The organism is Thioclava sp. 'Guangxiensis' (assembly GCF_045348365.1).
Taxonomy (GTDB): domain Bacteria; phylum Pseudomonadota; class Alphaproteobacteria; order Rhodobacterales; family Rhodobacteraceae; genus Thioclava; species Thioclava kandeliae.
Map to the genome: position 1 here is coordinate 101,346 of NZ_CP155825.1, position 15,803 is coordinate 117,148.

15 protein-coding genes are annotated in these 15,803 nt (G+C 60.2%); 8 read left to right on the forward strand and 7 right to left on the reverse strand.

Annotation, left to right across the window (positions count from 1 at the left end):
• Nucleotide 1: 1 nt before the first annotated feature.
• From ABEB22_RS20650 to ABEB22_RS20660, 3 genes are read left to right on the forward strand one after another with little or no spacing between them, the layout of a single operon-like run.
• Nucleotides 2-997 carry a TRAP transporter substrate-binding protein gene (locus tag ABEB22_RS20650; protein WP_349294682.1) on the forward strand — a complete coding sequence of 332 codons (996 nt, stop codon included), beginning with the start codon at nt 2-4 and terminating at the stop codon, nt 995-997.
• 2 nt (nt 998-999) lie between these two features.
• Nucleotides 1,000-1,509, forward strand: a complete 510-nt coding sequence (locus ABEB22_RS20655; RefSeq protein WP_349294683.1) for a TRAP transporter small permease — start codon at nt 1,000-1,002, stop codon at nt 1,507-1,509.
• Nucleotides 1,506-2,810, forward strand: coding sequence for a TRAP transporter large permease (locus tag ABEB22_RS20660; protein ID WP_349294684.1), 1,305 nt, complete (start codon nt 1,506-1,508; stop codon nt 2,808-2,810). Before ABEB22_RS20655 ends, ABEB22_RS20660 begins: the two co-directional genes overlap by 4 nt.
• A gap of 293 nt (nt 2,811-3,103) precedes the next feature.
• Here ABEB22_RS20660 and tnpC read toward each other — a convergent pair whose 3' ends face one another.
• From tnpC to pdxA, 5 genes are all read right to left on the reverse strand, one after another.
• Nucleotides 3,104-4,660 (reverse strand): IS66 family transposase, encoded by a 1,557-nt coding sequence (gene tnpC / locus ABEB22_RS20665; RefSeq protein ID WP_349294685.1) that lies wholly within the window; start codon nt 4,658-4,660, stop codon nt 3,104-3,106.
• A 53-nt stretch (nt 4,661-4,713) separates the two neighbouring features.
• On the reverse strand, nt 4,714-5,067 hold the full coding sequence (gene tnpB, locus ABEB22_RS20670) for an IS66 family insertion sequence element accessory protein TnpB (protein WP_349294686.1): 354 nt from the start codon (nt 5,065-5,067) through the stop codon (nt 4,714-4,716).
• Nucleotides 5,064-5,456 carry an IS66-like element accessory protein TnpA gene (gene tnpA, locus ABEB22_RS20675; RefSeq protein ID WP_349294687.1) on the reverse strand — a complete coding sequence of 131 codons (393 nt, stop codon included), beginning with the start codon at nt 5,454-5,456 and terminating at the stop codon, nt 5,064-5,066. The genes tnpB and tnpA overlap by 4 nt, the downstream gene beginning before the upstream one ends.
• 305 nt (nt 5,457-5,761) lie before the next feature.
• The gene (locus ABEB22_RS20680) at nt 5,762-6,643 is read right to left on the reverse strand and encodes a dihydrodipicolinate synthase family protein (RefSeq protein WP_349294688.1); all 882 of its coding nucleotides are present in this window, start codon (nt 6,641-6,643) and stop codon (nt 5,762-5,764) included.
• A complete protein-coding gene (pdxA, locus tag ABEB22_RS20685; RefSeq protein WP_349294689.1) occupies nt 6,640-7,623 on the reverse strand; it encodes a 4-hydroxythreonine-4-phosphate dehydrogenase PdxA in 984 nt (327 codons plus the stop codon). The genes ABEB22_RS20680 and pdxA overlap by 4 nt, the downstream gene beginning before the upstream one ends.
• Nucleotides 7,624-7,790: 167 nt before the next feature.
• Here pdxA and ABEB22_RS20690 point away from each other — a divergent pair, with 167 nt between their 5' ends.
• Both ABEB22_RS20690 and ABEB22_RS20695 read left to right on the forward strand, forming a co-directional pair.
• Nucleotides 7,791-8,894 carry a four-carbon acid sugar kinase family protein gene (locus ABEB22_RS20690; RefSeq protein WP_349294690.1) on the forward strand — a complete coding sequence of 368 codons (1,104 nt, stop codon included), beginning with the start codon at nt 7,791-7,793 and terminating at the stop codon, nt 8,892-8,894.
• Between the two features lie 68 nt (nt 8,895-8,962).
• Entirely contained in the window at nt 8,963-9,652 is a 690-nt protein-coding gene (locus ABEB22_RS20695) for a FadR/GntR family transcriptional regulator (RefSeq protein WP_349294832.1), read from the forward strand.
• A gap of 34 nt (nt 9,653-9,686) precedes the next feature.
• Here ABEB22_RS20695 and ABEB22_RS20700 read toward each other — a convergent pair whose 3' ends face one another.
• Complete coding sequence (locus ABEB22_RS20700) at nt 9,687-10,793, reverse strand: iron-containing alcohol dehydrogenase (RefSeq protein WP_349294691.1); 1,107 nt, start codon at nt 10,791-10,793, stop codon at nt 9,687-9,689.
• 3 nt (nt 10,794-10,796) lie between these two features.
• Complete coding sequence (locus ABEB22_RS20705) at nt 10,797-12,008, reverse strand: exo-alpha-sialidase (protein WP_349294692.1); 1,212 nt, start codon at nt 12,006-12,008, stop codon at nt 10,797-10,799.
• A 309-nt stretch (nt 12,009-12,317) separates the two neighbouring features.
• On the opposite strand from ABEB22_RS20705, the gene ABEB22_RS20710 reads away from it, so the two are divergent.
• The 3 genes from ABEB22_RS20710 (at nt 12,318) to ABEB22_RS20720 (ending at nt 15,802) form a co-directional block, all read left to right on the forward strand.
• Nucleotides 12,318-13,820: an ABC transporter substrate-binding protein gene (locus tag ABEB22_RS20710; RefSeq protein ID WP_349294693.1), complete on the forward strand. Its 1,503-nt coding sequence runs from the start codon at nt 12,318-12,320 to the stop codon at nt 13,818-13,820.
• Between the two features lie 106 nt (nt 13,821-13,926).
• Complete coding sequence (locus ABEB22_RS20715) at nt 13,927-14,841, forward strand: ABC transporter permease (protein WP_349294694.1); 915 nt, start codon at nt 13,927-13,929, stop codon at nt 14,839-14,841.
• 4 nt (nt 14,842-14,845) lie between these two features.
• The gene (locus tag ABEB22_RS20720; RefSeq protein WP_406871221.1) at nt 14,846-15,802 is read left to right on the forward strand and encodes an ABC transporter permease; all 957 of its coding nucleotides are present in this window, start codon (nt 14,846-14,848) and stop codon (nt 15,800-15,802) included.
• Nucleotide 15,803: the final 1 nt, after the last annotated feature.

A 15,803-nucleotide genomic window follows, 5' to 3' on the forward strand; every position in this document is an offset into this window, starting at 1 on the left:
CATGACCATCCGCACTCTTTTCGTATCCGCAGCTCTCGGGGCCCTCAGCCTTAACGTGGGCCTTATCGGCTCCGCCAGTGCCGAAGAACTTAAATTCGCCAATTTCATGCCAGCGGGCCACCCCTATGTCGGCTCGACCTTCCAGCCTTTCGCAGATGCGGTCGCTCAGGGCACCGATGGCGCGGTCACCGTCAAGCTCTATAATGGCGGCGAGCTCGGGGCAGGCCCTGTGGAGCAATATGGCCGCGTGACGGATGGCGTGGCCGAGCTGGCTGTCTCCCTGCCGGGCTATACCGCCTCGCAATTTCCGCTGACGCTTCTGGCAGAGTTGCCGGGCGTTCTGGATGAGGCCACCGGCACCGATACACTCGAGAACCATCTCGACCTCTTCGCCAAGGAATACCGTCGCGTCCATCTCGTCTCGCTCTGGTCGAGCGCCGAGAATCTGCTTTTCACCCGCAACAAAGCAGTCCATACCCCCGCCGATCTCAAGGGAATGAAGATCCGCGTACCGTCGCGAAACACGGGTGTGATGGTCGAGGCATGGGGCGCCACGCCCGTTTCGATGCCCGTCTCCGAGATTTATAACGCCATGCAGACCGGCGTGATCGACGGGGCGATGATCGATGGCACCGGTATCAACGCCTTCAAGCTGAGCGAGGTGAGCAATTACATCACCAAGGGCATGGAAACGACAAATTCGCCGTTTTTCATCGTGATGAACCGCGATGCCTATAACGATCTGACCGACGAGCAGAAAGCAGTTGTGGATGCTGCAGGTCGCGATGCCGCCGAACATGGTCAGGCAAGCCAGCTAGCGGTGGCCCAAAAAGGGCTCGAAAGCTTTGCTGCGACGGATGGCAAGGAGGTCATCACTCTGACCGATGATGAGGCCAAGGCCTTTGATGAACTTTCAGCCAAGGCGGTCGACACGATTGTTGCCGGAACCGGTGGCGACGCTCAGCAGATCGTCGAGACCCTCAAAGCGGATCACTAAGAATGATGCGGCCCGCCAACACTGCCTCCGTCTGGTCCCTGTGGTTCGACCGCGCCAATCTGGTGCTGGCGGCCTTGGGGTGTGTCTTTCTGCTGCTCACCCTTGTGCTGGTCTTCATCGGCGTGTTCCTGCGCTATGCAGTCTCGCTACCGATCCTCGGGCTGAACGAGATCATCCAGCTTTCCTCGATCGGCGTGGTGATGCTGGCCCTGCCCTCCTGCACGGCGCAAGAAGGGCATGTGCGAGTGGATGTGCTTGATCAGGCGATAGGACGTGTGGGCCGTTTCATCGGCGATCTTATGTCGCGCGCCCTCTCTGCATTCGTGCTGGCGGTGCTTGTCGGGAGGGCTTGGCTCAAGATGCTCGATGCGCGCGAATTCGGGGATACGACCAATATGCTCGGCATTCCGCTCTGGCCTTTCTATGCGTTCGTCGCGGCGGGCATGGCACTCTGTGTCATAGTGCTGGCCGTACAATTTGTCACGATCATCTTCGGAAAGGTGCGGCCATGAGCCCTATGGAGACGGGACTTACCGGGATCGGAGCGCTGTTCGTGCTGATGGTCCTTCGCACCCCTGTGGCCTTTGCCATGCTTATCACGGGGTATTTCGGAATGCTTGTCCTTGAGGGCAGCCGCGCGGCGGGGGCCGTCATGCTGACCGAGAGCTATTCGACGGTATCGAATTACAACCTGATCGTCGTGCCGATGTTCATCCTGCTGGGAAATATCGCCTCCGCCGCAGGGTTCTCGCGCGGGCTATATGATGCGGCCTTTGCATGGGTGGGCCGGTTCCGTGGCGGGTTGGCCTCCTCCTCGGTGCTGGGTTGCGCGATCTTCTCTGCGGTCTCCGGCTCTTCGGTAGCCACCGCCATCACCATTGGCAAGGTGGCCTTGCCCGAAATGAAGCGCTTGGGCTATCAGGATGCGCTTTCTACCGGCTCGATTGCCGCAGGCGGTACACTCGGGTTCCTGATCCCGCCCTCGACCGGCTTCGTGCTCTATGCCATCCTCACCGAGCAATCCATCGGACGTCTCTTCATGGCAGGTATCCTGCCCGGTCTGCTGCTCATGGCGGCCTTTATCGGCACGATTGCCCTGATTGCCACGATCAATCCCGCAGCCGGTCCGCGCGGTGCGCGGGTACCGCTCGGGCAGAAATTCAGGGTGCTTGTGCAATCGGCACCGCTCATCGGGATCATCGCGATCTCGATTGGCGGGATCTATGCCGGTGTCTTCACGCCGGTCGAGGCCTCGGCGATCGGCGCGGGTCTTGTGCTTTTGCTGGCCTTTGCGATGCGTCAACTGAGCTGGAACGGGTTTTGCAGTGCGATCCTAGAAACGGTCAGAACCTCGGCCATGCTTTATATGGTCGTCATCGGCGCCAATGTCCTCAACCCGTTCCTCGCCGTGACCCATATCCCCGAAACACTAGGCAATGCCATGGTGGGTCTCGGATTGGGCCCTTATGGTACGCTCGCGATCATCATCCTCGCCTATGTTGTGCTGGGGATGTTTCTCGACGGGCTGTCGATGCTCGTGGTGACCATTCCGATCATTTATCCGGTCATCCTGCAGATGGGTTTCGATCCGATCTGGTTCGGAGTGGTTGCAGTGGTCGTCATCGAAATGGGGATGATCACACCACCGGTCGGTCTCAACGTGTTCGTGGTGAAAGGTGTGGCACAGGACGTGCCGATGACCACGGTCTTCAAAGGGGTGATGCCGTTCCTCCTTGCGATGATCGTGTCGCTTCTCCTGATCATTATCTTCCCTCAGATCGCCACGCTTCTGCCCGATCTCATGTTCAGCTAACCTTAAAAATTGGATCAGTCTTTGCGACACACCCGAGGAGGGCGTGTCGCAAAGATTTGCAATGCGTCGGTTCCGTCGACATCTACTCTTGGCCGATTACCCTGCGTTACAGAGCTCGGTTCGTCAGGATGGCTTATTTGAAATTCCTACAGGCGCGATTAGCTTGCAGCACTCCGAACCCAAGAGCTTATGGATTTAGTCGGTGCGAGCCACAGTTCGGCTGAGGTCCGCCCAACGAACTGTCACTTCCATGTAGGTTTCTTCGTAAGCGGTCGCTGGGGACCACAGTCAGCTTATCTTGACGGTGTGAAGTTCCACGGCAGCAGTTCGTCGAGGCGGCTTTGAGGGTGGCCGTTGGCGATGGCGGTCAGGGTCGCCTTGAGGTAGGCGAAGGGCTCTATTCCGTTGATTTTGCAAGTCTCGATCAGCGAGGCGATGCGCCCCCAGGCGACGCCGCCTTCGTCGTGACCGGCGAAGAGCGCGTTCTTGCGATTCAGGGCGATGGGTCGCATTAGGTTCTCGACCCTGTTGGAGTCGATCTCGACGCGGCCGTCGGTCAGGAAGGTTTGCAGCCCGTCCCAATGGTTATGGATGTAGGTCAGTTTTTCGCCCAAGCGGGATTTACTGGATATCTTCCGGCGTTGTGCCTGCAGCCAGTCGCCGAAGTCGACCACCAGCGGCGCGGTGCGGGCTTGGCGTGCAGAGAGGCGCTGGCCGGACGCGATGTCGCGGATGTCGGCCCCGACGGCATAGAATTCGGCAATGCGGCGCAGCCCTTCGGCGGCGATCTCTGATTCGTCGCGGTCGAAGACTTCCTTGAGTTTGCGTCGGGCGCGCGCCCAGCAATGCGCCACGCGAATGGGAGCGCCGCCCTTGCGCGAGGGCTTGATCAGCCGATTGTAGCCGGTATAGCCGTCGATTTGCAGGGTGCCGTCGAAGCCAGTGAGGAAGATTTCAACGTTTTCGCCTGCGCGGCCGGGGGCATAGAAGTAGACCACGCCGGGCCGGTCCTCGGCGCCCCACTGCCTGTCATCGCGCGCTAGCGCCCAGAGATATCCGGTCTTTGTCACGCCACGCCCCGGGTCGAGTACAGGCGCCGTGGTTTCATCCATGAACAGCTTGGATGAACGCTTCAGGTGGTCTGCCAACTGATCGACGACAGGCTTGAGATGGAACGACGCCTTGCCGACCCAATCGGCCAGTACAGCGCGGTGCAGATCAAGCCCCGCCCGGGCAAGGATCTGGCTTTGACGATACAAAGGCAGCTGGTCGGCATACTTGCTGACCAGCACATGGGCGATGGTTGCCTCGGTCGGCAGGCCGCCCATGATCAGGTGGCTGGGTGCGAGTGCTTGAGTCACCCCATCGGTGCAGGTCCGGCAGGCATATTTCGGGCGCACGGTTACGATGACACGCAGCTGGGCTGGCACGATATCCAGTCGCTCGCTGCGGTCTTCGCCGATCTTGTGCATGACACCGCAGACACAAGGGCAGATCAGGCTGTCGGGCTCGATGACCTGTTCGATGCGCGGCAGTTCGGCAGGCAGATTTCCGATGGTGCGCGTTGGCGCAGGTTTGGCCGTGCCTTCGCTCGCCTTGGCTGCCCGGGTTTCCTTTTCTGCTTCGACCTCGGCCAACGCGATGGACAGGTGCTCGAATGCCAGCTGCCGCTCATCCTCGGTCAGCTGTTCCGAGAGTTTGCCATGCAGTGCGTGGTTCAGTTCGGCGATCAGATGCTCTTGCCGCCGAGTGATTTCTGTCAGTGCCGCCACCGTTTCCATCAACGCCAGAACCGCCGCACGCTGTGCGGCGGAATTGGTAGAAAGGTCGATGGCGGGTGCGGTTTGCATAAGATGGAGCTACCACACGTTTCCAGTAAAAACACGAAAAACAATCGGTTGTTTCACTCTGCCGCAGCCGGTGGGCGGGCCTCCAACGCCTTCACGCGGCGCCAGTCCAGCCCGGCAAACAGCGCCTCGAACTGTGCATGGTTCAGCGTAATCACCCCATCCTTGATCGCGGGCCAATTGAACGTTGCATCCTCCAGCCGCTTGTAAGCCATTACCAGACCTGTGCCGTCCCAGTAGAGCAGCTTCAGCCTGTCCGCCCGACGCGAGCGAAACACAAAGACCGTGCCGGTGAATGGATCCTTGCGCAGCACAGATGACACCAGCGCCGCCAACCCGTCACGACCCATTCTGAAGTCGATAGGTTTTGTCGCGACCATGATCCGAACCCTGTTCGACGGGAACATCATGACGACGGTCCGATCGCCCGCACGATCTCGGCAAGTCTTGTGGCTGTCGTGGCACCGTCCAGCCGAATTGTCACTGGGCCCACGGCGATCTCGATGGGTCTCAAAGGCTGCGCTTCAGATTGGACCGACCGCTCAGGACGCGCTGGCACAGGCGCCGCATGTCCATCCGACAGCACGAGAGGTGCAAAGCAAAAACCCTCATCCTCAATTGCTGGCAGAACCAGTTTCCCATCCCGCGCATAACCCCGCCATTCCGACAAATGGTTCGCTCGAAGCCCATACCGCGCCGCAACCGCGTTCACCGTCACGCCAGGCTTTAGGCTTTCTGTAACGATCTGCGCCTTGACCTCATCCGGCCACCGCTTCTGGCCATTGGCCCGTATCTCCACCCCTTAGTCCCTGAGAAACTCCACCGTAGTCGCCATCGCGAAACTCCTGCCCGATATCATTCAGGCGCGGAGTCACAGCTTAACGGGTCATACAGAAGGTGGGGCCCAGACGCCGCTTACGTTTCTTCGGAGCTTCCGTGACCCACTTATCCGATAGCGGTTCATTTCACTACCTTGAAAAAGCCCCCACCGGTGGTTTCCGGCGGGCTTGGAAGTGGCTAGCTTTTACTCCGTTTAGAGGCTGGTTTTTGCGCCGCAGTGACACCCGGTTGGCCTACATTGGCCGCTAACGACACATTCCCGAATTAAAGCCCATAGACCTGCAAGACGGCCTCGATGGCTTCATCCGTCTGCGGATCGGGCAGTAGTGCGGGTTGGCGCGAGGCACCGACCGACGGGTCCCGCAGGTAAAGTGCGCGTTTGACCAGTGCCGGGGGGTAGCCGAGCTTGTAGAGATCGGTGCGGAAATCCGTGTAGATCTTCTGCGCCTTGGCAGCCCCTTCGCCATCGGCTGCATTTACGCAGCCAACGATCCGCGCCAGAACCTCGGGCAGCACATTGCCCAGACCGGAAATACAGCCTTTTGCCCCGTTCTCGAGCGACCACTGGACCAGCTGATCGGGGCCGGAATAAACGCCAAACCCCTCGATTTCGCGGCCAACCTCCAGATAAGCGGCAAGCGTTTCCTGCGATCCACCTGAATCTTTGATCCCGGCTATATTACCATGGCTAGCGAGCTGACGTGCGGTGGCGGGCTCAATATGGTTCTGGGTGCGGGCTGGAATATCGTAAAGATATACGGGTGTGTCCACCGCATCGGCTACGGCCGTAAAATGCCGTATCAGACCGTCCTGAGTGCAGGCGATGAAAAACGGCGTAATCACTGCAATTCCATCAACGCCGATCGCATCGAATTCGCGTGCAAGTGCCGTAGTCTCGAAGGTTGCGGGCATGCCGGCATTGACGATGACCTTTGCGCGCCCTTGGACCTCATCGACCACCTCACCACAGAGCAGGACCTTCTCCTCAAATGTCAACGCGGAGAAATCGCCGTTGGTGCCTGCGCACATGATATGATTACCAGCCTCGACCTGCCGGCGGACCTGCGCGCGGGTTGCCGCGTAGTTGACCGTCTCGTCCGCGTTGAAACAGGTCACAAGGGCCACGAAGGCTTCTTTCCGGGTCATGCCAGAACTCCCTTTTTGGCAGAGGCCATTTGCGCGGCATAATCGAGGGCACAGAGCATATTGGCGTGATTTGCGGTCCCGGTCCCCGCAATGTCGAACGCAGTTCCATGATCGACCGAGCAACGATCAATGGGCAGGCCGAGCGAGACATTCACGGCGGTGTCGAAGGCGACAAGCTTGATCGGAATATGGCCCTGATCATGATATTGCGCGATGACCAGATCGAATGCGCCCTGATAGGCGCGGTAATAGATGGTATCGGCCGAGATCGGCCCCTGCACATCGATCCCTTCGGCGCGGGCGGCCGCGACGGCAGGCGCGATCTGGTCGGCATCCTCGCTCCCGAAAAGCCCGTTCTCCCCGCAATGGGGGTTGATCCCCGCAACCGCGATCCGCGGCGCGGCATAGCCCATACGCTGGAAATGCCGCTGTCCCATGCGGATCGTTTCGAGAACGCGGGCGGTCGTTGCGCGGGAAATGGCGTCGCTCAACGCAACATGGGTCGAGACATGCAGCACATTGAGCCGCTCGGAGGCAAGAAGCATCCATGACGTGGGCGCACCGGTCAGATGCGCGAGCATCCCCGTATGGCCGTCATAATGATGGCCCGCGGCGTTGAGAGCCTCCTTGTTGATAGGAGCCGTAACGATGCACGAAGCCCTCCCCTCGCGCGTGAGCGCGACTGCCCGCTCGATATACCGGAAACCGGCCTCGCCGCAGGCAGGCGACATCACCCCGAATTTACCCGGCAGCCCGGCAACCGGCACATGCTCGACACGGATCCCATCACCCGGCTGGCCGGGCTCGAGCAAGGGAAGGTCGACCCCACAGGCTCGGGCGGCACGGGCAAGCGTGTCGCGATCCCCGATCACATGCGCCCGCGCCCGCAGGTCAGCCCCCCGATCTGCCAATGCCCGCACCGTAACTTCTGCGCCGACACCGGAGGGATCCCCCATGGTGATTACAACAGGTTCGCTCATCTAGCACCTCCCAGCAAAGACGGTTTCTTCTCGACACTAACCTATAGGTAAATAGGTTTCAATATTCAGGCGGTGTTTTGAATATTTTTTGCCAATCACATAATTTACTGATGAAATAATAGCGGATAACTTGTAAATATCAGTTTACAACATTCGAGGAGACGCGAATGACAGATCGGATCATGATTATGGCGGATGACCTGACCGGGGCGCTCGACTCTGCGGTCGCCTTTGCCGACGGGACACGTCGGGTAATCGTTGCGCGTAGCCCTGAGACGGTGTCGCATGCGTTGCGCCTGCAACCCGACGTGCTTGCCATCAACACCGCGAGCCGAGAAGGGGCTCCAGCCCGCGCCCGCGAACAGGTCTCGACCGCACTAGCGGCCCTCTCCCCTGATCGGTTTTCGATCATCTTCAAGAAGATAGACAGTCGCCTGAAGGGCCATATCGCCACAGAGACCGCGATGCTCGCCACATGGGCGGCGCGGCGACGACTTCTTGTGTGCCCTGCAATTCCCGATATGGGGCGCCATGTTGCGCAAGGCGCGCTGTGCGGTGCAGGCGTAAAGACGCCGATTTCCGTCACAGAGCGCCTCGGAGAACCGGAAGGCATGACACTCGACATACCCGACGTAAGCTCCATCACCGATCTCGACCGAATCGTCGAGAATACCCACCCCGGAACCCTTTGGGTGGGCGCGCGCGGATTGGCCTTCGCACTTGCCCGCAGCATCGGATGCGGCAGGCCAATCCTGCCACCTCTTGCCCATCCGCTGTTGATCGCCAATGGTTCGCGTGATCCGGTCACGCAGGTCCAGATTGCCGCCCTTCCACCAGATTTTCTGATCATCGAGGCCGAGAACGGGGCCTTGCCCAGCCTCTTTGCCATCGCGCCGGAGACCAGCATGGCGCTCAGTATCACCGATGGAAGACAAGGCCTCTCGGGGACGCAAGCAGCAAGGGAATTCGCCCTCTCGACCGCAGATCTCGCACAGACCTGCACACCGCGCAGCCTGGTGATCTGTGGCGGAGAAACCGCGCAGGCCATCCTTGACCGGATGGGCGTAGAGCATCTCTACGTCATCGGCGAATTGCGTCCGGGTCTGCCCTTATGCCGCATCGAAACACCTTGGGGCCCTATGTGCGTTGTGACCAAATCGGGCGGCTTCGGCGCGCAGGGGTTGCTGGCCTCTCTTGTCGCGGGGCACGAGGATGATATGGACAGCTGCGGCCCTCCAACCGGCAGCGCACAGAAGGCACCGCAAACATGATTTCGCAAGGACGTGCAATGACGGATGATCAACCCGCCACCCGAAACGAAGACACCCCAGCAGCACGCATGTCTTTGTCCGAAAAGGTCCACGCCTCACTCAAGGCGCGGATCCTGCGCGGCGATTACGCCCCGAACGAAAAGCTGCCCGCCGAGAAGGATCTGGCCGCGCAGCACGGCGTATCGCGTCCCGTTCTGCGGGTGGCGCTCGAGCAGCTTCGCGGCGAAGGATTGATCGTTTCGCGGCAAGGCGCGGGCAATTTCGTTCGCATCAAACGCCAGACCGCACTCGGATACACCCCCGTCGAAACCATCGCGGACATCCAGCGCTGCTATGAATTCCGTCTAACTATTGAAATCGATGCCGCAGGGCTGGCAGCTCAGCGGCGCAATGACGCTCTCCTGATCGAGATGGAGCAGGCTCTCGGTCTCCTCTCGGAGGCCACAGGCTCGCGTTTGCATCGCGAGGATGCCGATTTTGCCTTCCACCTAACCGTCGCCCGCGCGTCGAACAACCAGTATTACGCAGAGACGCTAAAAGCCCTGCGCGATCATATCTATGTGGGGATGAAAATGCATGGTGTCGCGTTGATGTCGGACGGACCGCCGGCACTCGAACATGTGCTGGGTGAGCATCGCGCTATTTTCGAGGCGATCCGCGACCGTGATTGCGCCAGAGCGCGAGACGTGATGCGCGACCACGTCCTGCATTCGCGCAACAGGCTCTTCGGCGGCGGAATGCTGGACCTTTCGATGTGAGACGGCGCCCGTTTCGGGGCGCCGTTATCCTGCATCAGAATGCGTTACGGTAGATGGCAAGGACATCCGCCACGCTCATCTCGCGCGGATTGTTATCCATGAGCCGCCGGATCGCATGCGCATCCTCGGCATAGCGGGATAAATCTGTCTCCTTCGCTCCATGTACCGAAAGCCGCATCTCGATACCCAGTTCACGGCAGAAACCGACCGCCTCCGCCGTCAGATCGCCTTGCGCCGCAAGCCCCAGAGCTTGCGCCACCTCGGCTGTCTTGGCTCGGGCCGCAGGCGCATTATAGGCCAGCACATGCGGGAAGATGATGGCGTTAGCGAGCCCATGCGGTAAGGAAAGCCGAGTTCCCAACGGATAGGCCAACGCATGGCCCGCTGCGGTGTTGACCGGGCCGAGACAGATCCCGCCATAATAGGAGGCCAGCATCATCCCTGCCCGCGCCTCCGTGTCCGTCCCGTCGGCCACGGCACGTTTGAGATAGCGCCCGACGAGAGAGATCCCCATCCGGGCATAGCCGTCGACCAGATCATGGGCGTGGATATTCGTGAACGCTTCGACACAATGCGCCATCGCATCAACCCCCGTGGCCGCCGTCACCGCCGGCGGGACCGAATAGGTGAGCTCTGGGTCGAGCACCGCCAGATCGGCAATCATATACGGGCTTTCCACCGCAAGTTTCGATTTGGTTTCCGGATCGGTGACAAGCGCCCGGATACCGGCCTCCGACCCGGTTCCGGCAGTGGTGGCAACCTGCACCAGGGCAGTGCGCCGTCCCTGGATCCTGTTCGGACCGACCACCTCTCTCAAGGATTGCCCGCTATCCCATAAACAGGCCACAAGTTTGGTAATATCGAGCACAGATCCACCGCCCATCCCTACGACCAGATCAGGACGATGAGCGCGCGCGCGTTCGAGCACGCTCTGAAAAGCGGGCAGGTCAGGCTCAGGAGGCACATCATCGATCACAAGGAGCTGTCCCGATAGCCCGAGCCGGTCGACATATTGTGCGGTCGGGCGAGAGGCAATGACCAGCGGGCGCGCGGCCTCCATCTCCCCCAGCTTAGCGCAAGACCCCGCGCCGATTTCGAGCCGTTTGGGTTGATGCAAGGTGATTAAACGATCCATACTCATTGATCAGATCCTTTCAAAAATGCGCGCATCGAGGCGCGCGCACAGCCCCGCGACGGTCTCGGGGCTCAAACGTATATGGCGGATCGCGCGACGATAGAGTGTGTAGGCAATATCGAGCCCGCCATCAGGACGCGGCAGAAGCACCGGATAGGACAGTTCCTTATTTCTGCCATCAAGCGAATTATTGGACAGGCAAGTGCCCGGACTATTCTCGAGGATATACTGGACGGGAAAGCTTCTGCCGCCGTCGGAAGAGAGGCACAGAGCCATCGGGGCGCGCTCGACCCCCCAGATGGGCTGGCAGCCCTCCTGTGCCTCTGGGCGATCATCCTGTTCTTCTAGCTCGTCATAAAGCGAGGCCCGGCGCGCCTGCGATTGCGCGGCCGAAACCGGATTGCAGACCATCGCGGTGATTCCCCCCGAAAGCTGCGCCACGCCGAGCGAGGAGTTGTTATTGGGCACATCCACCGGCTTCGGCGTACTCCAGCTGCGACCGCCATCACCGCTCTCGGAACGATGCACGAAATCGGCTTGGCGACGCCGGTAGAACGCGGCCATTCGCCCCTCACCCAGATCGACAGGGCTCATATGCACGCAGCCCGGACTATCGGGCACATCCTCCAGGACCCAGCTTGCCCCCTCGTCACGGCTGATGGCAAGGGCGGCAGTATCGAAGGCACCTGTCCAGCGGATGCCTTCGCGCGGATGGCAACAAAACAGCGGAAGGACCCATGCGCCATCCTCGCGCAGCACCGGACGGGCGCGGATAAACGTGCCTGCAGGCAGGCCGATATCGCGCGGCGCACCGGCCGTGAGCCGGTCCCCCTCGCGGGTCAGCGGACGCATATAAACGCGGGATTCATCCTGATTTCCGGCGGGTTGCGCCGTGTTGAAAAGCCAGATACGGGACTCTGGCGCCACAAAGATTACCGGATTCTGCTCCGAGCGGGTTTGGTCGTTACTCAGTTGGGCGGCAGGCCCCCAGACGCTGGAGCCTTCGTCAAGCAGGCTGGCATGGATCGAGATATCCGACTTCCCTTCGAGCGTGCCGCCAAACCAAGCACATGCCAATGCTCCATCCGGTAGGCGCGCCAGGAATGCGGCATGGTTCTGCACGGTCTCTGCGGGCAAAATCGCCCAATGCCCCTGCGCCGTGGCATCGGGATATGGTTGCAATGCGCCGTCCATCCCTGCGGCGATTTCCTCTGGCGTCATTCGCGCCTCCTCCCTTGTTCCTCGAAAACAGGATGACCAATTCCCGCTCAACATGTCAAGTTGTTAAATGGTATAATAGAATTTCTTGAGAGGATGGCGCCATTTATTAGATAATAACTATTATAAAACAGTGCATTAGGTGGCAAACCGCAAATGACTCAACTTCGGGTTTGACAAGCGTTACCAACTTTACCAATATCCTCTATGTGCACGGGCTGCGAGGAGGCGGCCCCAGCGCTCGCAAGATCGCAGGCACATCAACGGGGCTGGAGGGCCCTTTGGGAGGCGTCACGCCTCAAGGGAGGAAAAATGAAGACGACCAACTTGCTGGCCGGAACGCTTCTGGCTACGACCGCGCTGCTGGGTCCCGCTGTTGCTCAGGAGGCCGGCAATGTCACTATCGTGCTGGCCGAAGAGCCCGATCTTGTAGAACCCTGCATGGCTACACGCTCCAATATCGGGCGCATAGTGCTGGAAAACATAAGCGAGACATTGACCGAGCTTGACGTGCATGGTGACAAAGGGCTCACACCCCGCCTCGCGACCTCCTGGGAGCAGACCTCCGACACCACTTGGCGCTTCCATCTGCGCAAGGGCGTGACTTTCTCGAACGGCTCGGCCTTCGACGCGGAAGATGTAAAACATTCCTTCGAGCGTGCGCAAAGCTCCGAGATCAGCTGCGAGATCTCGCGTTATTACGAGGGGATCAGTATCACCCCGACCGTCGTCGATGCGCATACGATCGATTTTACGACAGATCCGGCGCAACCGATTCTGCCGCTGCTGATGACTCTGCTGACCATCGTGCCATCCGAAACTCCGATCGAATTTACCCGCGAACCCGTCGGAACCGGCCCTTATACCCTTTCGGACTGGCAGCCAGGCCAATCCATCACTCTCACGCGCCGTGATGACTATTGGGGAGATGCGCCGGCGGTGAGTCAGGCGAATTATGTGTTCCGCGCCGATCCATCGGTCCGTGCCGCGATGGTCGCGACCGGCGAAGCCGATATCGCACCGTCGATTTCGGCCGTAGATGCGACCACCGATCTGGATGCCGCCTATCCGAATTCGGAGACCACCTATCTACGCATCGACCAATCACAGGCCCCTCTTGGCGACAAGCGGGTGCGCGAGGCGCTCAATCTGGCAATCGACCGTGAGGCGTTCATCGGCACCATTCTCGCCGAAGGCACCCAGATCGCCACCGCAATTAATGTGCCCACGACCTTGGGATGGAATCCGGACACCAAACCCTGGCCGTATGATCCCGAGCGCGCGAAGGCGCTGCTGGCCGAGGCCAAGGCTGACGGCGTCCCTGTCGACAAGGAAATCCTGCTCGTTGGTCGCACAGGCAATTTCCCCGGCGCGACCGAAACCTTTGAAGCGATCCAGTCAATGCTGTCGGATGTGGGGTTCAATATCCGCTTACAGATGGTCGAAGTGGCCGAACACGAGCAGTATTACTCGAAGCCTTTCGTCGACACCCAACCCGTCCTTGTGGGCGCACAGCACGACAATTCACGCGGCGACCCCGTTTTCTCGATGTACTTTAAGTATCACAGCGACGGGCGGCAATCGGGGATGAATGACCCCCATGCAGACGAGTTGATCGAGGAAGCGACGGCCGCGACAGGCGAGGCGCGGCAAGCGCTTTGGTCCGAGCTTTTCGGCTATCTCTACGATGATGTCGTGGCCGATGTCCTGCTGTTCCATATGGTGGGTCATGCCCGTGTGGGCGCCAATATCGGATTTACCCCGACAATTGCCACCAATAGTCAGCTGCAGCTGTCCGAAATAAGCCTGAAGTAAGCGACAGGGCGGGTGGCGCCGGGCGCCGCTCGAACCCCGGCTGGCAGCACGTCCGACCAGTGCGTGCAAAGCCCTTACCTATTCATCCCAACCAAGGGAGATCCCCATGAAGGCTATGCTGGGAAAACGCACCCTCTCGAGCTTCGTCTCGCTTCTGGTGCTCATTATCCTCGTGTTCTTCCTGTCACGGCTTACCGGCGATCCGGCCGCGCTCTATCTGCCGGTCGATGCGTCGGAAGCCATGCGGGAGAACTTCCGTGAAATCCACGGTCTCAACGATCCGGTTATCGTCCAGTTCGGGCGCTATATCGCGGATCTCGTACAGCTCGATTTTGGCGAGAGCCTACGCAAGGCGCGCCCTGCCATCGATGTCGTCCTTGAGGCGTTCACATGGACGCTAACCCTAGCGCTTATCACCATGGTGCTTGTGAGCATTGCTGCTATCACTGTAGGCGCGATCGCGGCCTTCAATGTGGGCAAGCCTTTCGACCGTTTTGCCTCGGTACTCTCGCTCATCGGTGCCTCGGCCCCCGATTTCTGGGTCGCGATCATCGGAATCGTGGTCTTTTCCGTGGGCTTGGGCTGGCTGCCGACCTCGGGCACCGGCACGATCTGGCACTGGATCTTGCCGATTGCGGTCCTATTTATCCGCCCCTTCGGGCTGATCCTGCAGATCGTGCGCGGCGCAATGATTACCGCTCTGGGATCTCCCTATGTCAAAACCGCCCGCGCCAAAGGGGTGAAAAACCGTCCTGTGATCTTCGTGCATACGTTGCGCAATGCGATGCTGCCGGTGATCACGGTGATCGGCGACCAGGCTGCGGCCCTGCTGAACGGCGCGGTGGTGGTCGAGACGATCTTCGGCTTTCCGGGCGTGGGCAAACTGATGATCGATTCCATCCTGCAGCGTGATTTCAACGTGATCCTCGCCGCGATCATGGTCACCGCCATCGCAATCTTCCTGATGAACATCCTGATCGACATCGCCTATGCGTTGCTCGACCCCCGTATCCGGACCTGAGGCCATGACCATGACCGAAACCACAACCGATGCCCCGCGCACCGAAGCCACCGCGGCAAGCGGAACGCTCGGCCCCCGCCGTTTGTGGCGCATGCTCTGCGCGGATAAGCTGGCACTTGCCTCGGCAGTATTTCTACTGATCGTGGTGCTTTGCGCCTTCATCGCGCCGCTCTATCTGCAGGACCTGGCCTCCGGCACCAATCTGCGCGCCCGCAACGCGCCGCCTTTCGAGTTGAACCGTGGTTTTGCCTATATCCTCGGGGGCGATGCGTTGGGGCGCCCACTGCTCGCGCGTATCGCTATGGCTGCGCAAAATACCATGCTGATTGCAGCGGGCGCAGTCTGTGGCTCACTCGTCATCGGCACGCTTCTGGGGCTCGTGGCGGGCTATCGCGGACGCAACACCGGCGAGATCATCATGCGTCTGGCCGATGTGATCATGTCCTTCCCCTCGCTCCTTCTGGCGGTGATCGTGCTCTATATGCTCGCCCCCTCCATCGGCAATCTGGTGCTGGTGCTGGCCATCACCCGCATCCCGATCTATCTGCGCACCACCCGCGCCGAGGTGCTCGAGGTGCGTAAGCGCATGTTCGTGCAGGCCGCGATCGTGATGGGCGCCTCGACCCCGCGCCTCATCTTCCGCCATATCCTGCCGGTGATCCTGCCGACGCTGCTGACCATCGCAACGCTCGATTTCGCCTTTGTGATGCTGGCCGAGAGCGCGCTCTCCTTCCTCGGCATCGGCATCCAGCCGCCTGAGATCACCTGGGGGCTGATGGTGAGCCAAGGACGGCAATATCTCACCTCCGCATGGTGGCTCGCCTTCTGGCCCGGCCTTGCGATCATCCTCACCACCATGTCGCTGAATCTCTTGTCGTCATGGATGCGCGTCGCGCTCAACCCGACCCAGCGCTGGCGGCTCGAACTCTCCAATACAGCCCGCAAGACAGGAGACAAATGAC